General features: G+C 72.4%; 18 protein-coding genes. 9 read left to right on the top strand and 9 right to left on the bottom strand.

What is annotated here, in order from left to right:
* Position 1: 1 nt before the first annotated feature.
* Both EMA17_RS01150 and EMA17_RS01145 read left to right on the top strand, forming a co-directional pair.
* Positions 2 to 826, top strand: a complete 825-nt coding sequence (locus EMA17_RS01150) for an SDR family NAD(P)-dependent oxidoreductase (RefSeq protein ID WP_126634943.1) — start codon at positions 2 to 4, stop codon at positions 824 to 826.
* Positions 823 to 1,476: an NAD(P)-dependent oxidoreductase gene (locus EMA17_RS01145; protein WP_126634942.1), complete on the top strand. Its 654-nt coding sequence runs from the start codon at positions 823 to 825 to the stop codon at positions 1,474 to 1,476. Before EMA17_RS01150 ends, EMA17_RS01145 begins: the two co-directional genes overlap by 4 nt.
* Before the next feature lie 65 nt (positions 1,477 to 1,541).
* Here the strand turns inward: EMA17_RS01145 and EMA17_RS01140 are convergent, their stop codons facing one another.
* The gene (locus EMA17_RS01140) at positions 1,542 to 2,027 is read right to left on the bottom strand and encodes a nucleoside deaminase (protein ID WP_126634941.1); all 486 of its coding nucleotides are present in this window, start codon (positions 2,025 to 2,027) and stop codon (positions 1,542 to 1,544) included.
* A 10-nt stretch (positions 2,028 to 2,037) separates the two neighbouring features.
* Positions 2,038 to 2,943, bottom strand: coding sequence for an LLM class flavin-dependent oxidoreductase (locus tag EMA17_RS01135; RefSeq protein ID WP_126634940.1), 906 nt, complete (start codon positions 2,941 to 2,943; stop codon positions 2,038 to 2,040).
* Between the two features lie 93 nt (positions 2,944 to 3,036).
* Here EMA17_RS01135 and EMA17_RS01130 point away from each other — a divergent pair, with 93 nt between their 5' ends.
* Positions 3,037 to 3,525: an Lrp/AsnC family transcriptional regulator gene (locus EMA17_RS01130; RefSeq protein WP_126634939.1), complete on the top strand. Its 489-nt coding sequence runs from the start codon at positions 3,037 to 3,039 to the stop codon at positions 3,523 to 3,525.
* Between the two features lie 47 nt (positions 3,526 to 3,572).
* Here the strand turns inward: EMA17_RS01130 and EMA17_RS01125 are convergent, their stop codons facing one another.
* Positions 3,573 to 3,983, bottom strand: coding sequence for an organic hydroperoxide resistance protein (locus tag EMA17_RS01125; protein WP_126634938.1), 411 nt, complete (start codon positions 3,981 to 3,983; stop codon positions 3,573 to 3,575).
* Positions 3,984 to 4,090: 107 nt separating this feature from the next.
* Here EMA17_RS01125 and EMA17_RS01120 point away from each other — a divergent pair, with 107 nt between their 5' ends.
* Positions 4,091 to 4,693: a TetR/AcrR family transcriptional regulator gene (locus tag EMA17_RS01120; protein ID WP_126634937.1), complete on the top strand. Its 603-nt coding sequence runs from the start codon at positions 4,091 to 4,093 to the stop codon at positions 4,691 to 4,693.
* An 85-nt stretch (positions 4,694 to 4,778) separates the two neighbouring features.
* Here the strand turns inward: EMA17_RS01120 and EMA17_RS01115 are convergent, their stop codons facing one another.
* Positions 4,779 to 6,026 (bottom strand): serine hydrolase domain-containing protein, encoded by a 1,248-nt coding sequence (locus tag EMA17_RS01115; RefSeq protein WP_246126378.1) that lies wholly within the window; start codon positions 6,024 to 6,026, stop codon positions 4,779 to 4,781.
* Between the two features lie 204 nt (positions 6,027 to 6,230).
* On the opposite strand from EMA17_RS01115, the gene EMA17_RS01110 reads away from it, so the two are divergent.
* The gene (locus tag EMA17_RS01110) at positions 6,231 to 7,814 is read left to right on the top strand and encodes a phytoene desaturase family protein (RefSeq protein ID WP_170222078.1); all 1,584 of its coding nucleotides are present in this window, start codon (positions 6,231 to 6,233) and stop codon (positions 7,812 to 7,814) included.
* 544 nt (positions 7,815 to 8,358) lie between these two features.
* On the top strand, positions 8,359 to 10,311 hold the full coding sequence (locus EMA17_RS01105; protein ID WP_126634936.1) for a hypothetical protein: 1,953 nt from the start codon (positions 8,359 to 8,361) through the stop codon (positions 10,309 to 10,311).
* Between the two features lie 21 nt (positions 10,312 to 10,332).
* On the opposite strand, the gene EMA17_RS01100 is transcribed toward EMA17_RS01105, so the two are convergent.
* Both EMA17_RS01100 and EMA17_RS01095 read right to left on the bottom strand, forming a co-directional pair.
* Positions 10,333 to 11,178, bottom strand: coding sequence for an SAM-dependent methyltransferase (locus EMA17_RS01100; protein WP_371862942.1), 846 nt, complete (start codon positions 11,176 to 11,178; stop codon positions 10,333 to 10,335).
* 146 nt (positions 11,179 to 11,324) lie between these two features.
* Entirely contained in the window at positions 11,325 to 14,000 is a 2,676-nt protein-coding gene (locus EMA17_RS01095) for an immune inhibitor A domain-containing protein (protein WP_246126376.1), read from the bottom strand.
* A 488-nt stretch (positions 14,001 to 14,488) separates the two neighbouring features.
* Here EMA17_RS01095 and EMA17_RS01090 point away from each other — a divergent pair, with 488 nt between their 5' ends.
* Entirely contained in the window at positions 14,489 to 15,007 is a 519-nt protein-coding gene (locus tag EMA17_RS01090; RefSeq protein ID WP_126634934.1) for a pyridoxamine 5'-phosphate oxidase family protein, read from the top strand.
* A gap of 26 nt (positions 15,008 to 15,033) precedes the next feature.
* On the opposite strand, the gene EMA17_RS01085 is transcribed toward EMA17_RS01090, so the two are convergent.
* The gene (locus EMA17_RS01085; protein ID WP_126634933.1) at positions 15,034 to 15,477 is read right to left on the bottom strand and encodes a MarR family winged helix-turn-helix transcriptional regulator; all 444 of its coding nucleotides are present in this window, start codon (positions 15,475 to 15,477) and stop codon (positions 15,034 to 15,036) included.
* Between the two features lie 119 nt (positions 15,478 to 15,596).
* On the opposite strand from EMA17_RS01085, the gene EMA17_RS01080 reads away from it, so the two are divergent.
* Positions 15,597 to 15,989: a nuclear transport factor 2 family protein gene (locus tag EMA17_RS01080; protein WP_126634932.1), complete on the top strand. Its 393-nt coding sequence runs from the start codon at positions 15,597 to 15,599 to the stop codon at positions 15,987 to 15,989.
* A gap of 33 nt (positions 15,990 to 16,022) precedes the next feature.
* Here the strand turns inward: EMA17_RS01080 and EMA17_RS01075 are convergent, their stop codons facing one another.
* A complete protein-coding gene (locus EMA17_RS01075; protein ID WP_126634931.1) occupies positions 16,023 to 17,201 on the bottom strand; it encodes a citrate/2-methylcitrate synthase in 1,179 nt (392 codons plus the stop codon).
* A gap of 112 nt (positions 17,202 to 17,313) precedes the next feature.
* Here EMA17_RS01075 and EMA17_RS01070 point away from each other — a divergent pair, with 112 nt between their 5' ends.
* Positions 17,314 to 18,585 (top strand): citrate synthase, encoded by a 1,272-nt coding sequence (locus EMA17_RS01070; RefSeq protein ID WP_126634930.1) that lies wholly within the window; start codon positions 17,314 to 17,316, stop codon positions 18,583 to 18,585.
* Positions 18,586 to 18,607: 22 nt separating this feature from the next.
* Here EMA17_RS01070 and EMA17_RS01065 read toward each other — a convergent pair whose 3' ends face one another.
* Entirely contained in the window at positions 18,608 to 19,183 is a 576-nt protein-coding gene (locus EMA17_RS01065) for a cysteine hydrolase family protein (RefSeq protein WP_126634929.1), read from the bottom strand.
* Positions 19,184 to 19,207: the final 24 nt, after the last annotated feature.

The raw sequence follows: 19,207 nt of genomic DNA, 5'->3' as shown, positions 1-19,207 counted from the left end.
CATGTCCACCCCTCAGCAGCCCCTCGCCGACCGCGTCGCGATCGTGACCGGCGCGAGTCGCGGCATCGGCGCCGCCACCGCCCGTGCCCTGCACCGCGCCGGCGCGCGGGTCGTGCTCGCCGCCCGCGACGCGGACGCGCTGACCGTACTGGCCGACGAACTCGACGCGGCCGGCGGCCGTGCGCTCGCCGTACCGACCGACGTCACCGATCCCGGCGCCGTCGAGCGACTGGTCGCCACCACCGTCGACCGCTTCGGCCGGCTGGACGCGGCGGTCAACAACGCCGCCGGCGGCGGCCACCCGCCCACCCCGCTCGCCGACGTCGACGTGGCCGCCTTCGACAGCGCCTTCGCCGTCAACCTGCGCGGCGTCTTCCTCGCCCTGAAGTACGAGATCCCCGCCATGCTCGCGAGCGGCAACGGCGGCGCCATCGTCAACATGTCCTCCACCGCCGGTCTCCAGGCCGTCGGCGGACTGGCCGGGTACGTCGCGAGCAAGTTCGGCCTGATCGGGCTCACCCGCACCGCCGCGCTCGACTACGCCGACGCGGGCATCCGGATCAACGCGCTCGCGCCGGGCCCGATCCACACCGAGCAGCTGGAGGCCGCCGGGGAGCAGGCCCGGCAGGCCGCCGCCCGGGCCATGCCGATGCGCCGGATCGGTCTGCCCGACGAAGTCGCCGCGGCCGTGGTGTGGTTGTGCTCCGACGAGTCCTCGTTCATCACCGGCGCCACCCTGCCGATCGACGGCGGCAAGCTCGCGGGCGCACCGCCCTTCCGTCGCCCCGCCGGCGGCCGGCCGCAGACCGACCCGACCGCGCCGTGAACCTGCTCGTCGTGGGCGCCGCCGGCGGCACCGGCATGCGGCTCGTCGCGCAGGCCCTGGTCGCCGGCCACCACGTCACCGCCCTCGCCCGTGATCCGGGACGCATCACCACCCGACACGAGAACCTGCGCGTGGTCGCCGGGGACGCCCTGGACCCGGACACGATCGACGCGGTCGTCCCGGGCCACACCGCCGTACTCAGCGCGCTCGGCGCCACCACCCGCTCGCCCACCACGGTCTACTCGCGGGGCACGGCCAATCTGCGTCGCTCGATGTCCGCCGCGGGCGTCCGGCGGCTGGTCTGCCTCTCCTCCGGCGCACTCGACACGGGCGCCGGGGTGCCGGCGGCCCAGCGCCTGGTCACCCGACTGATCGTGCGACCCCTGCACCGGCACGCCTACGCCGACATGCACCGCATGGAGCAGGACCTGACCGAAGCCGACACCCGCACCGACGCGCTCGACTGGACCGTGATCCGCGTCCCGATGCTCACCAACGGACCGCGCACCGGCACCTACCGGTACAGCCCCGACGAGACGCGACCACTGGATCGCCCCACTCGTCTCTCCCGCGCCGACCTGGCCGATTTCATCCTCGGCCACGTCGACGACCGGGAGACCTTCGCGTGTCGGGTCGCCATCTCGTACTGACCCGCGCCGACGACGCCCTCGCAGCCGCCGAGGGGCCGGCCGTCCACCGGCCCCTCGGCCGCACGTCAACCCTCGGCGCGGAAGCGGCGGTGCAGCGCGCGGATCTCCTCGGCCAGCGCCGGGACCGGGCCCTCCACCACGAGCCCGGGCACGATCTCCCCGATCGGCAGGGCGCGTACGGGGGAGGCCGACACGCCCAGTTCGGCCAGCCAGGTACCGGTCTGCTCGGCCGAACTGACGTAGACGATGCGGCCGAGGCCCACCCAGCCGTGCGCCGCCGCGCACATCGGGCAGTGCTCCCCGGAGGTGAAGACGGTGGCTTCGGCCCGCTCCGGGGGCGTCAGGTGCGCGGCCGCCCAGCGGGCCAGTTCGATCTCGGGGTGGCGGGTCGGGTCCCCGGTGCTGCGCTCGCGGTTGCGATCCTCGGCGAGGACGGCGCCGTCCGCGGCGACCAGGACCGAGCCGAACGGCTCGTCGCCCGCCGCCACGGCCTCGGCCGCCAGTTCCACACAGCGGCGCAGGTGGATGAGTTCGTCGTCCGACACGGTCATCGGGTCTCCGTCATTTCGCTTCGATGGAATCGGCGGGCGCGGTGCGATCGCCGGCAGGGGTGCGATCGCCGTCGGGCGTACGCGGTCGCTCGGCCACCCGGGCGAGCATGCGCCACGCGGCCCCGGGACGCCGGGTCCGGTCCGGATCGCCGTCGAACGGATCGAGCACGACGGTCTCGGCGCCGAGGCCGCGCAGGCCGTCCAGATCGTCGAAAACCTGCTCGATGGTGCCCTCGCCCGCAAGTCGCGTGGCATCGGGCAGCGGCGCGTCGGTGACGTGCAGCGCGATCCGGGGCACCAGCGCCGGCATCGCCCGGCCCTCCCCCTCGGCGATGTCACGCATCCGATCGACCGCCGCGCGCGTCCACGGCACGGTGCGGCGCAGCGGATGCCAGGCGTCGCCGAGGCGCACCGCGCGGCGGATGCCCGCGTCGCTGTTGCCGCCGACCCAGATCGGGATATCACCCGCGCGGTAGTCGTCCTCGCCGCCCGCCCACGCGGCACGCATGGCCGCGAGGTGCTCGTCGGTGGTCCTGCCCCGGCGTTCGAACGACAGCCCGAGCGCGGCGAATTCCTGCCGCGCCCAGCCGACGCCCACGCCGAGCACCAGGCGCTCGTCGCTCAACCGGTGCAGGTTGGCGGCCATCCGGGCGACGAGCAGGGGGTGTCGGTACGGGACGATGAGCACCGTGGTGCCCAGCCGGACCCGCCGGGTGACGCCGGCCAGCCAGGCGAGCGTGGTGAAGGGTTCGTAGAAGGGGGCGGGGTACTGCTCCGCGACGTCGGGCGTGATCGCGATGTGGTCGGAGACCATCAGGAGGTCGAATCCCAGCCCCTCCACGGTCTGCGCCCAGTCGCGCAGCATGCCCGGATCCGTGCCGGGGCCGAAGTTGGGGACGTTGACACCGAGTTGCATGGATCGAGGCTATCCGGCGGCAACCCGACAACTGAAGACATAATTCGTGCCCTTCGGGCCCGATCGCCGTGGATCCGCCGGTAGTCTGGCCGAATGACCGGGGATCTCGATGCCACCGACTGGGCCATCCTGAGCGAGTTGCAGCGCGACGGTCGCATCCCGTTGACCGAACTCGGGCGCCGGGTCAGCCTGAGCGCGTCCGCGACGACGGAGCGGGTCAAGCGCCTGGAGGCGGTCGGCGTGATCACCGGCTACCGGGCGGAGGTCGACCTCGCCCGGACCGGCTTCGCCGTGCTGGCCGTGGTGCGCCTGAAGTACCCCGGAAGCCGGCACGGCCCGCTGCACCGTCTGCTCGAGGAGCGGCGGGAGATCCTGGAGTGCCTGCGCACCACGGGCGAGGACTGCTACACGCTCAAGGTGGCGGCGACGTCGATGTCGCACCTGGAGGCGATCGTCGACCGCCTCGCGCGGTTCGGCGGCACCACCACGAACATCGTCTACAGCCAGACGCTCACCTATCGCGGCCCCGCCCGCCCCGCCCCGCCCGGCGACGACCGGGACGGGGAGCGCGCGGCGGATTGACCCGGCCGCGCGACGAACGCACCACCCCGATCGCGGCGCGGGGTCGGCTACTCGACGACGAGTTCGACCGGGATGTTGCCCCGGGTGGCGTTCGAGTACGGGCAGACCTGGTGGGTGGCCTCGATCAGGGCGCGGCCCTGCTCGGCGGACAGGTGCTCCGGCAGTTCCACGCGCAGTGTCACGCTCAGTCCGAAGCCGCCGTCGCCGTTCGGGTTCAGGTCGACCTCGGCCGTGACCGAGGCGTCGGCCGCGTCCACACCCTGGCGCTCGGCCACCAGCCGCATCGCACTGGCGAAGCAGGCCGAGTAGCCGGCCGCGAACAGTTGCTCGGGGTTGGTGCCGATCCCGTCGCCGCCGAGTTCCCGCTGCACGCCCAGCTTGACGTCGAGTTGCCCGTCGGAGCTGACCGCCCGGGCGTCCCGTCCGGCCGAGGTCGCGATCGCGGTGTACAGGCTCATGGTGGTCCCGCCTTCTCCAGGTGGTGGCAGACGGATCCGTGTAGACAGATCGGTCTGTTCGGTCGACGGATCAGACCGTAGACAGACCTGTCTGGTAAAGTCAAGGCGTGCCCACGACGACCCCCGATCGACCCCGCGAGAGCCCGGCCCGCCGCCGCGTGCTCGACACCGCGAGCACGCTCTTCTACGCGGAGGGTGTGCATGCCGTGGGGGTGGACCGGATCATCGCCGAGGCGGCCGTCGCGAAGGCGACCTTCTACCACCACTTCCCGGCCAAGGACACGTTGGTCCACGCGTACCTGACGGAGCAGTTCGAGGCGCAGCGCCGGACCGTCGCCGACTTCCTCGCCGACTCCGCCAGCCTGCCGCCGCGCGAGGTCCTGGTGCGCTTCTTCGACCTGATCGTCGAGATCGGCCGCCGACCCGGTTTCCGGGGCTGCCCGTTCATCAACGCCGCCGCCGAATTCCCGGATGTCGCGCATCCCGTCCGCGGCGCGATCCTGGAGCACCGGGTCTGGTTCCGCACGATGGTGGCCGACCTGCTGACCGCGGCCGGCGACGCCCGTCCCCGGGCCGGCGCCGACATCCTCATGCTGCTGCGCGACGGCCTTGCGGTCGGCTGCTACCTGGACGACGCCGCCGCCATGCGCGGGATCGTCCACGACGCGCTCGACCGGATCCTGGGCGCACCCGACGACCCGAAGCGATAGCCGGCCCGGGCGCCGGTCGCCGCCGCGCCGATCGTGGCGCGGCGGCGACCGGCCGAGCGGGTTCGCCGGACGGGCCGGCCGACCACTACCGTGCGGCCGACGCCTCCTCCTCGGGCAGCGGCGCCCGGGCGGTCAGCGCCCTCGGGGCGGTCGCCCGCTTTCCGCAGAACGCCGCCTCCAGGGTGTCGCCCAGCACCGTGTTGGCCGTGCCGTTGTTGCTCGTGTTGGCCACCGAGGTGACACTGCGGCGGCCGTCCCGGGTGGTGAACGAGTAGGTGTAGTAACCCTGGACGGTCCCGGTGTGCCCGTAGACCGGGATCCCGCAGGACAGGTCCCGACGCCGCAGGCCCAGGCCGTAGAAGCGCACTCCCGAGCCGTCGCTGGGCGTCATCTCCAGCATCCGCTCCAGCAGGTCGGCGCGCACCAGTCGCCCGCCGAGCAGCGCGGACATGAACCGGTCCAGATCACCGGGAGAGGAGATGACCGCGCCCGCCGACTGCGCCCAGGAGACGGTCTGTTCGGTCGAGTCCACCAGCGGCGCACCCGCCTCGTCGGGGGTGAGGTAGCCGCGGATCCGCTTGCCCGAAATGCTCGTCTCGGGGTGCACGTAGGCGGTGTTCCGCAGGTCGAGGGGGTCGATGATGCGCCGTTCGTACTCCTCGCGCACCGTCCGCCCGGTCACCTTCTCGATCAGGGCGCCGATCACGACGAAGTTGGTGTTGGAGTACTGGTAGGTCGTCCCGGGCACGGCGGTCGCGGGGTGTGCCGTGGCCAGGTCGATCAGTTCCCGGACGGTGAAGACCCGATCGCGTACCGCCTCGAACCCCGGCACGGTCCGGGCGAACATGTCGTTCGAGTAGTCCCACAACCCGCTCCGGTGGCTCAGCAGATGCCGCACCGTGATCCGGGTGTCGGGGAGCACTCCGGGCAGGTATCGCTCCACCGGCGCGTCCGGGTCGACGGCACCCTCGGCCACCAGCTGCATGAGCACCACGGTGGAGAAGGTCTTGGTCACGCTGCCGATCCGAAAGCGCCCGTCGGTGTCCATGCCCGCGCCGGTGGCGGTGTCGCTCACCCCGGCCGTGCGGCTCAGCGTGGTGCGGCCGTCGTCGACGCGGGTCATCGCGCCCGGCGCGCCCGCCGCGAGGGTGCGCTTCAGCGCGTCCCCCACGCCGTCCGGGTCCGGCGCGGGCAGCGGCGCGCCGGTCCCGGTACCCACGGAGGTGCCGCGCCGCGGGTCCGCGCCCGGTGCCGCGCCGGCCGGGCCGGCGGTGACCACCAGGGTCAACAGGGCGGTGGCCGCCGTAACGCCCCTGTTCGAGATGCGTCGCAAATCCGGCTCCCATGCTCTTCGTGTGTTTCGACGGGCGGTTGCCCGTCCGGATCTTCAACTGCCCCGCCACTCGCGGGTTGTGCCCCACATCGCGCACGACTCGGCGCCGGGTGTGTCGGGCCCGCCCGCGGATGAACACACCTATGCTGCCTGTGGCCGGCGCGGTCGTGCGGCGCGAGATCGGTGATCGCGGAGGCGGATGTGGTGCGTGACGGTGGGAGATTCGACGTCGTCGTGGTCGGCGGCGGCCACAACGGCCTGGTCGCCGCCGCCTACCTGGCGCGGGCGGGACGCTCGGTCGTGGTGGTGGAACGGCTCGACGAGGTCGGCGGCGCGGCGGTGTCGGCCCGGCCGTTCCCCGGGGTCGACGTGCGGTTGTCGCGCTACTCGTACCTGGTGAGCCTGCTGCCCCGAAAGATCGTCGAGGACCTGCGGCTGCCCCTGGTGACGCGGCGCCGGCGGATCGGGTCGTACACCCCGCGCGGCACCGACGGCCTGCTCGTCGACACCGAGGACCGGGCGGGCACCCGGGCCGAACTGACCCGGTTCGCGGGCGTACGCGACGCCGACGCGTGGGAGCGGCTCGGCGCGGCCACCGGCCGGCTGGCCCGGCGGGTGTTCCCCACCCTCACCGAACCGCTGCGCTCCGAAGCCGAGTTCCGCCGCCTCGTGGACGACGAGCGGATCTGGGACGCGGTGTTCGCGCAGCCCCTGTCGGGCCTGATCGAGGCGGAGTTCGCCGACGACACGGTGCGGGGCGTGGTCGCCACCGACGCGCTGATCGGCACGTTCGCGCCGATGCACGACCCCGGGCTGCGGCAGAACCGATGTTTCCTCTACCACGTGATCGGCGGCGGTACGGGCGACTGGGACGTCCCGGTGGGCGGCATGGGCGCGGTCACCGCGAGCCTGGCCGACGCGGCCCGAACGGCGGGCGCACACCTGCGCACGGGCGCGACGGTGACCGCCGTGAACCCCGACGGCGAGGTGTCCTACACGATCGGCGACACGCGGTATCGCGTGACGGGCGCACACGTCCTGGCCGCGGTCGCGCCGGAAACACTGGGCCGGCTGCTGGGCGAGCCGGCCGACGGCCCGGCACCGGAGGGGTCACAGCTCAAGGTCAACATGGTGCTGGCCCGGCTGCCGCGCCTGCGTGATCCGCGCGCGGACCCGCGCCGGGCGTTCGCGGGCACCTTCCACGTCAACGAGGGTTATGCCCGACTCGCCGACGCGTACGAGCGGGCCGCGGCCGGGCGGATGCCGGCGCCGCCGCCCGGCGAGATGTACTGCCACACCCTCACCGACCCCTCGATCCTCGGTCCGGGGCCCCGGGCCGCCGGGGTGCACACGCTGACGCTGTTCGGCCTGCACATGCCCGCCCGCCTGTTCGCCGACGACCACGACGACGCCCGGGCGAAGGCGCTGCGCGCGATGCTCGACTCCGTCGACGACGTGCTCGCCGAGCCGATCGAGGACTGCCTGCTGCGCGACGCGAACGGGGACCCGTGCCTGGAGGTGCACACGCCGCTCGACCTGGCGGACGAACTCGGGCTGCCCGCCGGGCACATCTTCCACCGCGACCTGTCCTGGCCCTACACGCCGGACGGCGAACCGCCCGGGACGTGGGGCGTCGAGACGGCCCACGAGCGCATCCTGCTGTGCGGTGCCGGAGCCCGGCGCGGCGGCGGGGTGAGCGGCGTCCCCGGCCACAACGCGGCGATGGCGGTACTGCGCGGGCCGGCGCCGCGGGCGCGCGTCGGCGGGGCGACGCGTCCGGGTAGGTGAGCACGGCGAGCACCCGGCGGTGTCCGGCGTCGCCGGCGGCGAGGCCCGGCTCGGCGAAGATGTCGGTCGGCGCGGTCGGCGGGTCGTCCCGGCGGCGCACGACCTGCGCGATCACCTCGGCGTCCGGCGCCAGGCCGCCGGCGGCGACCTCGCGCGGCGCCTCGACGAACTCCGCGACCCGGCCGACCCGGTCCTTCAGCAGACAGCCGACGCCGTGCCGGCCGGTGGACAGCGGCTCGGTCGCGTATGTCCGCTCGATGTACCGCGGCAACGGCAACACCGGGATGGGGAAGTCCGGTCGCCCGCGCCGCACTTCGATCGCCGCCCGCGGGCACGACACCCTGGCCCGACAACGCGCCGCCGACCGGGTCGTCCGCGACCTGCTCCGACCGGCGCGTCGGAGACCCGTCGGTCGGCGCGGGTGCCGAAGAGTCCGGGTCCGGCCCCGGTCGCCGGTGACGGGTGGGATGATCGGGCCCGATCACGCGGCCACCCGGCGGCACGATACAAAGGACGGACGTCCCATACCGCGAGGAGGCATCGGATGAGTGCCGGCACCCCGGCGACGGCGGAGCTGTTGCTGCGGTGCGCCGATCCGAAGCTCGCGGCGCGGGTCCGGGCCCGGCTCGGCATCGTGCCCGGACCAGGCGCCGCTCCCGCCCCGGAACTCGGCCGCGGGACACCGGACAAGCCCACCGACCGAACCTCCTGGGCGCGTTCCGCCGACACCCGCGAAACACGTTTCCTCTCCGCCGCGACGCGCGACTGGGACGAGGTGTGCGAGGCCCATCGCCGCGAACCCATCCGGGAGTTCGCCCGCACGATCCTCCTCGCGGATCGAAGCTGTCCGCCGCGGGTCGCCCTGGAACTGGTCGTCGCGCCACCCGAGCCGCTTCGGTCGCAGTGGACCACCCGACCGCTCGAAGCGGCGTTGCTGAGCGGGGTGCTGACGCCGCGTCGGGTGGCGTTGGCGGCCACGCCCGGCTGGTGGGCGATCCGTTCCCTGGAGTTCTTCGTCCGCCCCCGGCGCTACCGGCGACTCGCGGCGATCGACCGAGTGCTCGACGAGGCGGCCGAGTTGTTGCCGGGCGACGACCTCGCGGCCTGGGGGTGGTTGATCGCGCACGCCCCCGACCATCGGGGGACGTTCCCGCAGTTGTGCGCCGACGCCGTGCGGCTGTCCGGTGCGGCCGGGACCGGAGCCGGCACCGACGCGGCCGTGATGGGTCGCGAGTTCGACGCCGTCGTGCCCGGTCCGGCGGTCGGTGAGTGGAAACGGTGGGGGGCGTTCTCGCCGGCCGGGATGCTGGGCCGGGTGGATCCCGCGATCGCGGCCCGCGTGGTCGCCGCGCTGCCCGTCGAGGTCGTGCGCGGCTTCGCCCGCGCCGGCACGGCGTTGGCCGGACGGGTCGTATTGCCCGCGCTGAAGCGGGTGCCCGAGCACACCTGGGACCTGGTCCACGACGTCGTGCCCACCGCCTCGACCGTCGAGCGGCTGCTCGCGCTGCACGACCCGAACGTCAACGCGGCGTTGTTGTCGGCGCATCCGGGCCCGGACGCCGCCTACGCGATCCACCGGGCCACTCGTCGCGACGCGCGGCCACGCGTACGGCTGCCCCTGGAACGCCGCGCCTGGTTGAGTTCCAGACTGGCGAGCGACTGCGCCGAGGCGGTCCACGGTCACCATCCGTATCTGATCCGGGCCGCCTTCGAGCATTACGGGGCCCGTGGCCTCGGCGGCCCGGCCACGTTGCGCGGACTGCTCGGCCTGTGGGAAACCCGGGGCCGCGTCGCGCTGTTCGACCGACGGGTCAGGCTGCGGCTGGACGGCGAGTACGAAACGCTGCGGACCTTCCTGGACACCACGCGCGCGCTCGACGGTCTGCGCCGGCTGCGGCGCGAGGTGGCCGGCTCCGGGCGACCGGCGGCACTGCTCGCGGCGATGCGCCGCAATCCCGAGATCGCGACCCGGCATGTCCCGGACACGTTCTGGCCGGAGGCGATCGCCGCCCACCGGCGGGGCGAGTTGCCCGGCGCCGTCCTGGCCAACCTCGCCGCCCAGCCGCGTTGCCCGGACGAACTCGCCCTGGCGGCCTGCGACTCCGATCCGGAGGCGGCCGCGCGCGTGGGCCGGCGCTCACCCGCCCACGCGCGCGCCGCACTCGGCCATCCGCTGCGCGAGCCGTTGCGGGACCGGCCGAGCGAGTGGATCGACGAGGCGGACAACTGGTACGTCGACGCGGTCGCCGACGGCACGCTCACCATGCGCGAGTTCGTCGAGACGGCACAGCCGCCCCTGCGCATGCTCGGCGCTCTCGACGCCTTCGCGGCCCTGCTTCCCGAGGAACTCGACGAGGCCCGGCGGTTGATCGCCGCCCATGTGGCGAACACCCTGGGCGACAGTGTCGACGCGTGGGTGATCGCCGGCCGCATCGTCCCCGATTTCCCGGGGTCGCTACCGGAGTTGCTGACCACCGCGGCCGCGGCGGCCACGTGAGGGACGGGCGGCCGGACCCGATCAGGCGTTCTTGACCGCCACCCCGCCGTACATCGCGATGTCCGCGTCGCGGATCTCCGGCGCGTCCGCGTCCGGACGCCAGTGGTGCACCAGCGTCACCCCGGGGTCCAGCAACTCGTAGCCGTCGAAGAAGGCGAGCGTTTCCTTCCGGTCCCGGATCTGGAGCGGGATGCCGCGCGCGTTGTACTCGCGCCCGACCCCGCCGACGCCCACCGGGTCGGTGTCGCCGGTGAACACGGTCAGTACCAGGAAGCTGCCCGGGGCGAGTTCGTCCATCAGGCGCCGCACCAGGCCCTGGGGGTCGTCCCGGTCGAGCACGAAGTGCACGATCGCGACCAGGGACAGTGCCACCGGCTCGGACAGGTCCAGCACCTCGCGCAACTGCGGGGCGCCGATGATCGAGTCGATGTCGCGCAGGTCGGCGTCGACGTAGCAGGTGCGGCCCTCGGGGGTGCTCGACATCAGCGCCCGCGCATGGGTCAGCACGATCGGGTCGTTGTCGACGTAGGCGACCCGCGTCTCGGGCGCGATGCCCTGCGCGATCTCGTGCACGTTCGGCGAGGTCGGGATCCCGGTGCCGATGTCCAGGAACTGCCGTACCCCGTGCCGCTCGGTGAGGTGTCGCACCGCCCGCTGCATGAAGGTGCGGGTGGTGCGCATCGAGATCGGCAGGGCCGGCCACGCCGCCACCGACGCCTTCGCGGCCACCCGGTCCGGTTCGAAGTTGGTCTTCCCGCCGATCAGGTAGTCGTAGACCCGGGCCGAATGCGGGACATCCAGCCGCAGATCGACCACCGGCCAGGGCTCCTCGCGCGGATCCCGCGACATCCACTCCGCTTCCGACATCCCTCGCCTCTTCCCTCGGGTCACACGGGCAACCAACCGCCTCATCGGCACGCCGTGTTGTGCATGCTAACCGCTCCCCGCAGGCGTACGTCGGCCCCCACGACCGGAGTTGCGTCGTGGGGGCCGACATCGTGCGGGTGGAGCGGTTACTTCCGCGCGGGAGCGATCCAGACGACGGCGCCCGTGTCGTGCGGCAGCGGGGTGATCGGGAACACGGTCACGCCGTATGCCTTCTCCAACCCGGGGTTGCCGTTACCGGTCACCGAATTCTGGAACGGCTTGCCGTAGTTCGCGAAGTCCGGTGAGCCGTCCGGCTTGGTCACCTTGGTCGAGTACGGCGCCCGCGCCGGGACCACGGTGGAACCGTCGCGGTCCTTGCCCACGAATCCGTTCGGGCCCGCCTCGACACCCGGCGCGTAGCCGAACACGTCGGAGAAGAACCGCACCGGCTCCGTCTTGGCGAAGTTCGCGCAGTGGTCGCCGGCCCGAAGGCAGGCCTGGAATCCCGCGGTGTCCTTGAAGCCGAACGCCGCGTTCGCCGACTGCACCCGGGCCTCCACGTTGGCCGCCTCGTTCGACGGCAGGTGCGGGAAGCGGTACGGCTCGGGGTTCGCGTCCACCAGCAACAGCTCGCCCTTGGCACCGAACGACGGATTCCGGTCGAGGTAGTTGAGGATGCCGTTGTTCGGGTACTCGTTGTCCCGGAGCCACACCAGCAGGCCCGGCGCGTTGTAGGCGAGCTTGGAGCGCTTGCCGTTCTCGCCGAACGTGTAGGTGTACTTCAGGCCCTGGTCGAAGCCGGACAGGTTGCGCCATTCGAGCAGGTAGTACTGCTCCTTGTTGAACGTACCGTCGGAGCGGATCCAACCGGTGCCCCGGGTACCGGCACCGACCGAGCCCGCCACGGGCGTCCAGCCGTTGTCGCCCTGCTCGACGTCGTCCGACCACACGGTGGCGCCACCGTTGGTGAGCGAGAAGTCGTCGGCGAGCCAACCCTTCTCCTGCGTCGCGGCGTCCGTGTCGACGCCCAGGCGCAGTTTGATGTTCTGCCCGGCGTAGGCGGTCAGGTCCACGTGGTCGTGGCGCCAGCCGTTGCTTTCGCCGGTGAGCCCGGTGCTCTTGCCGAACCGGCGCAGGTTGCCGTTCGGGTCCGGGTAGTCCGGCGGGGTGGACACGAGCGTGCCCGCGTCGTCCCGGACCTCGAGTTGCCGCCACGTGGTGCCGCCGTCGGTGGAGACCTCGACGAACCCGAAGTCCCAGTCCACCTCCAGCGAATAGTCGCTCCACCACTGGAACTTCAGGTCGGTCCCGGTCGGGACCGCGATGTCGCGGACGAGTTTCACGTCCGCCCACTCCTGGTCGTTGTTCGAATACCACGCCTTGGTGCCGCTGTGCGGCGTGGAGAATCGGAACACCTTGTCGGGCAGGTTGACCCGGACCGCCTGTTGGGTGCCCTTGGGCGTCTTGGCCGCCTGGCCCAGGGTGGCGATCGTGGGTTTGTCACCCACCTTCAGGACCTGGGGGGTCAGCCAGCCCAGCGTGTACTTGGACCACGCGCTCATGTTGGCCGGCATCGACTGGAACAGCGGGCCCGAGTGGGAACCACTCGCCATCAGGTCCCAGAAGTTGACCGAGGACTCGCCGCCGCTGAAGTTGTCGTACAGGTCCGGCAGACCGAGGTCGTGGCCGTACTCGTGGGCGAACACGCCCACGCCGGAGTCCTCCGGCTGCACGATGTAGTTGGCGACCTTGACGTTCTGTCCGGGCACGGTGTAGCCGCCCGCCACGGCGCTGGAGTGCGCCCAGATGGCGTACGTGCCCTCGGCGCCGCCGCCGGAGGACTTGTCCTTGCCCGAGTGGACCAGGACCAGGTGGTCGACCACGCCGTCGGGCTCCTGCGTGTTGCCGTCGTTGTCGGCGTCGCCGGTGTCCTCCTTGTCGTAGTCGGCCCACGGGAAGTTCGGCTGGCTGCGCGCGAGTTCGTTCACCGCGTCGATCGCGAGCGTGGCCGCGCCACCCGGGTTGTTCGGGTGTCCGGTCATGTCCTGCTGACGCTTGCCGCAGGCACCCGCGCCGTACCACGCCTCGGAGTGCGGGACCTTGATCCACGGGGTGGCGGTGCCGGAGACGGTGTACTTGCCGCCCGACATCTCCTCGTACATGTTCTTCATCGTGTAGCCGGAGACGTCGACACCCGGCTTGCCGTCGGGACCGGTCAGGTCCTTGCGCATGCGCTCGGTGATGCCCTGCTTGGTGTAGAGCATCTTGTTGAAGTGCTCGGGGCTGAAGTCCTTGACCCACGGCGTGTTGTTGTCGTTCCCGGCCAGTGCCGGGTCCGGGATCGTGTTGTGCAGCGGGCCGTTCTTGATGGTGCCCGGCGGTTCCACGACACAGGACGGATCCAGGACGCTCGCGCGGCGGTTGAACCCGGAGAAGTCGTCGTTGGCGTTCTCGTTGAACTCGACGAGAACGGTCAGCAATTTGGCGTTCTGTTGCCGACCCGGCGCCAAGCCGCTCTTCTCGGCCTTCAGTTGCTCCGGGCTCTTGCCCGTGCGCTGGGACTCGGCCTCCAGCAGGCGCAGTTGCCCCGCCGCACGCGGGTTGCCCTCACGGTCCTTGCTGCCGCGCCCCTCCTTGGCCTTGCGGGCCTTGTCCGCGGCGCTCACTTCGCCGTCGACGCCCTGGGGGAACTCGGCTTCGACGGTGTTGAGATAGGTGTCCTCGGGTCCGGGATTCCACACCGCCCTGGTGTTGTCCACACGCACGGGCGCGGCGACGGACGCGGCGCCGGTCACCGTGGAAAGGCCCGCGGCCACGAGCACGGAAGCCGACAGTAAAGTCACCGGGCCACGGAAACGCCGGAGGCCTCGCGGCGGCGTACCGCCGCGCCCGGGTATCGCTCGACTCAAGATGGTCTCCCCTTCCGCCCGGAAGGTGGTCCCGGACGCGAAGCGACGCCGATCAGGGTGCTGTGGTGCCTTACGCGCCCACGACGTCGAGCTGATTCGGCAGAGCCCGACCCCCACCTCCCGCCGGCCGTCGGGTCACGACGGAGACGGGATTTCGCGTCGGGCATCCGGACCCTAGATGCGCCTGTGACACCAGAGACAGGGGAGGCAAAGATTTTTTTATGGACTCTTTACCCAAGACCTGTGAAAGCCCCGGGAAAAGGCCCGCATATCCGGGAAAATCGCGCGCACCGATGAGTTCGCGAACCCGGGGCAGTCGTTTGCAATGGATCGCAAAGGTCCGCGCGATCCCGCCCGGGCCCGGCCGGGTCCGCGCACCACCGACACCCGGAGGACGCCCGATGTCCCAGCACGAACCGCGCACCCGACTGGACGCCCGCTACAGCCATCCCGACGCCGAGGCCGTCCCGTGGTCGGTGGCGGTCACCCGCCTGGCGACCGCCCCGGTGTTCTGGCTGAGCACGGTGCGGCCGGACGGACGACCGCACGTGACACCGCTGCTGGCGGTCTGGCTGGAAAACGCGCTGCACTTTTGCACCGGTGCCGACGAACGCAAGGCGCACAACCTCCACACCAACGCGAACTGCGTGCTGACCACCGGCGACAACGCCCTGGACCGGGGCCTGGACCTGGTCGTCGAGGGCCGCGCCGTACCCCTGGCGGACGACCCGACCCTGCGCCGCATCGCCGACGCCTACGCGGGCAAGTACGGCCCCGACTGGCGGTTCGAGGTCCGCGACGGCGCCTTCCACGGCAGCGGGGGCAACGTGGCCCGGGTCCTGCGCGTGGCGCCGACCACCGTCTTCGGCTTCGGCAAGGGCACGTACAGCCAGACCCGGTGGCGCTTCGACGCCGCCTGAGGTCGCGCCCGGACACCCCCGCCCGGTCAGGCGAACGGTCCGTCCGCGACGAAGCGGTGCAACGATCGGGCGAACTCCCGCGCCGCGCCGGGCGGCCAGGCGGCCAGGCTCGCGGTGATGTGGTCGGCCAGTCGGCGGCGCAGTTCGGCCACGGCGCGCTCCCCCGCGTCGGTGAGCACGAGCAGCGCCGCCCGCCGGTCGGTGGGATGCGGTTCGCGCCGCACCAGTCCGGCCTGCTCCAGACGGGTGGCGCGGCGGGTGACGCCGGAGCGGTCGAGTCCGACGTCGGAGGCCAGGTCGGCCGCGCTGCGCGGTCCCGTCCGGGCCAGCGCGCTCAGGACCGGGTAGGTCACCTCGTCCACCGCCTCCCCCATGCCCTCGGTCAACGACCGATGCAGCCGCTCCCGGGTCGTCCGCCGCAACAACAGGCCCAGCGCGTCGGCGATCTCGTATCCCACCTCGTTGTCCACACCACGAAGGATAGCGTGCGCGACGCACGCATATGGTGCTACGGTATGCGAACGAGATGCGTGCGTCGCGCACGCATCTCGTTCGTTCCCTTCCGCTCACCCGAAAGGTAGGACCTCCCATGGCTCCCACCGGCATCGCCGCCGCGCTCACCGACCTGCTCTTCGACCGCGACCTCCCGCTCGACGAGGCCGCCGACCGGCACTTCGCCCCGGACTACCGCCAGCGCACCGACGGGGAGTGGGCCGACCGCGCCGGATTCCTCGCGCACATCGCCCACCTGCGCACGATCGTGGCCGCCGGCTCCGTCGAGGTCCACGACGAACTCCGCGACGGGACCCGCTACGCCGACCGGCACACGGTCGACATCACCAAGCACGACGGCTCGACCGTACGCACCGAGGTCTACGTCTTCGCCGACCTGGCCCCCGACGGCCGTTTCCACCGCATCGAGGAGGTCACCCTCATGCTCCGAGGCGACGAGGCCGACCGGAACCTCGGCAGCGCCCGCTGAGTCCGGCCGGCCCTCCCGGGCCCGGCCCGCGCCTCAGCCGGCGGGCACCGGCTGCGGCGCGGGCGGCCCGGTGTACCGGGCGATCGGCCGGATGATCTTCGTGTCCTCGGCCTGCTCCAGGATGTTCGCGCACCACCCGACCACCCGGCTCACCGTGAAGGTCGGCGTGAACATGTTCCGGGGAACGCCGCACAGTTCCATCACCACACCCGCGTAGAACTCCACGTTCACGTGCAGCTCCCGCCCCGGCTTCAGCTCGGCCAGGATCTCGGTCACCCGACGGTGCACCGTGCCCGCGAACTCCACCAGCGCGACCCCCCGCGCGTCGGTGTGCGGGGCGAGTTCGCGGGCCAGCTCGGCCAGCATCACCGCGCGCGGATCCTCGGTGCGGTAGACCGGATGCCCGAATCCCATGATCCGCTCGCCCTCGGCGATCCTGGGCCGCACCCACGCGTCGACCGCGTCGGGCGAGCCGATCGCGTCCAGCGTCTCCAGGGCCCGATCCGGCGCGCCGCCGTGCAGCGGACCGGAGAAGGCACCGATCGCCCCGACCACCGCGGACACCAGGTCGGCCCCCGTGGAGGCGATCACCCGCGCGGTGAAGGTGGAGGCATTGAAGCCGTGGTCGACGGTGGCGATCAGATACCGCTCGATCGCCGCCACCCGCTCGGGTTCGGGCTCCTCGCCGGTCACCAGGTAGAGCCAGTTGGCCGCCGTGGACAGATCCGCCCGGGGCTCCAACGGCTCGGCCCCGGCCCGGATCCGGTACAGCGCCGCCAGGATCGTCGGGGTCACCGCCCCCACCAGGAGCGCGTCCGCCCGGCGCCGCTCCGGCGACGACTCCCACAGCGGCGGCGGCGTACGCGCGGCGCCGATCAGCGCCAGCGCCGTACGCAGTCCGGCGAGCGGATCGAAGCGCTCGCCCGCCATGGCGATGGAGCGCAACACCGGCCGCAGTTCCTCGGGCAACACCCGCAGCCGGGCCGACTCCGCGGCGAACGCCGCCCGTTCGTCGGCGTCGGGCAGCCGGCCGTGCACGAACAGGAACCACACGTCCTCGAACGTTCGGGTGCCCGCCAGCTCGATCGCCGAGTACTGCCGGTAGTGGTAGAAGCCCTTGGCGCCCTGCACATCGCCCAGTTCGGTGGTGGTGACCACCACCCCCTTCAGTCCCCTGGGTACTTCGATCCCGCCGTCGACGACGACCGACATGACACGCCTCCCACTCTGCGCACGATTCCGCTTCGGCCACCTCGAATGTCGTCCCGACGATCAACTATCGTCAATGTTGATTGCCTCAATACGAGCGGAAGGCGGCGACGAAATGGCTGGTCGACGGGCCGTGCCGGGCGACGAAAGTGACCGGGATTACCTGACCACCGCCCAGGTCGCGCAACGGTTGGGAGTCAAGCCCGAGACCGTCTACGCGTACGTCAGTCGCGGACTGCTGACGAGCGTGCGCGAGTCGCGACAGCGCGGCAGCCGGTTCGCCGCCGCGGACGTGGAGGAGTTGGCGGGGCGGACCGGCGGCCGGCGCGCCCGCCCCGCCAACGGCTCGATCGAACGTATCCACACCCGGGTGACCCTGTTGGCCGACGACCGGCTCTACTACCGGGGCCGCGACGTGGCCGAACTCACCGGGTATCGCCTGGAGTCGGTGGCGCACTGGTTGTGGCGGGGCGTCGACCTCGCCGAGGTGCCCCCGTTCGAGGCCCCCGCCGGGCCGGCCGACCTGGTCCGGCGCACGGTGAGCCTGCTGCCCGACACCGCCCGGCTCACCGACCGTATCCGGATGATCGTGGCCGCCGCGGGTACCGCCGATCCGCTGCGCTTCGACCTGTCGGAGCAGGCCGTGGTCCGCGCGGGCGAGACGCTGCTCGCGATGATCGCGGACACGCTGCCCCCGTGCCCGGGCGCGGCCCCGCCGACCGGGTCCTCTCTCGCGGCGCGGCTGTGGCCGAAACTGACCGCCCGCGCGGCGACCCCGGAGCGCGTCCGGCTGCTGAACGCCGCGCTCGTACTCAAGGCCGACCACGACCTGGCGGTGTCCACGCTGGCCGCGCGGGTGGCGGCCGGCGCCCGGGCGGACGTGTACGCGGTGGTCTCGGCCGGCCTCGGGGTGTTCGACGGCCGGCATCACGGCGCGGCGATCGGGCTGGCGTACCGCTTCCTGCGCGACGCGCTCGACCCGGCGGGCGGCGGCCCCACGGGCGCGGTCGCCGACCGGTTGCGCGCCGGGGAACACCTGCCCGGCCTGGGCCACCTGCTCTACGCCGAACACGACCCGCGCGCCGACCTGATGCTCGGCCTGCTCCGCGAACACGCCGAGCACGACGAGCGGGTCGCCCGGGTGATCCGCGCCGTGGACGCGCTGACCCGCGAACCGACCACGCGCGCCGACGTATTCCCCAACGCCGACCTGGCGCTGGCCGCGTTGGCGCACGCCATGCGGATGCGGCCGGACGCCGGCGAGGCGGTCTTCGCGATGGCCAGGTCGATCGGCTGGCTCGCCCACGCGATGGAGGAGTACCGACAGCCCGGACTGCGCTACCGGGCCATCGGCGTCTACACGGGCACCCGGCCGCCGAGCCGCTGAGGCGCGGCGTCGGCGGCCTTGCTCACTCCGGCTCCGCCGCGCCGGCGACGGTTTTCAGCCACTCCTCGATCAGGGCGACCTCCACCCACTGCGGGAACAACTTCTCGGTCAGGAACCGGTGCACCTCGGGGTCGAGGTCCAGGCAGCCGTCCACGAGCACGGTCAGGCCGAAGTCCAGGTCCTGCGCGTGACACAGGGTGTAGAGCACGACACCGCTGGTGGCGATGCCGGCCAGGACGAGGTGGTCGATGTCGCGGGCCCGCAGGACCAGGTCGAGGTCGCTGCCGGAGAACGCGCTGCCGCGTCGTTTGGTGACCACGACGTCGCCCTCGCGGGGCGCGACGGCGGGGTGGATCGCGGTGCCCGGGGCGCCCTCGGTGAACAGCCCCATCGCCGCGGAGTTCGTGAGCACCCGGTTGCGCGGGCTCACCTCCGGCTGCCCCGGCCGCAGCCCGATCACCACGTGGATCACGGACATGCCCGCCGCGCGGGCCCCCTCGATCGCCGCGCCGAGCCGGTCCAGGTATCCGGACCCGTCGTCGGCCATCTCGACGATCTCCTGCTGTACGTCCATCACAAGCAGTGCGCTGTTGCCCATGCGTACCGTCCCCTCCACCACGGG

The sequence above is a fragment of the Embleya hyalina genome (assembly GCF_003967355.1).
Classification (GTDB): Bacteria; Actinomycetota; Actinomycetes; order Streptomycetales; family Streptomycetaceae; genus Embleya; species Embleya hyalina.
This window is presented reverse-complemented; position numbering and strand designations above follow the sequence as displayed.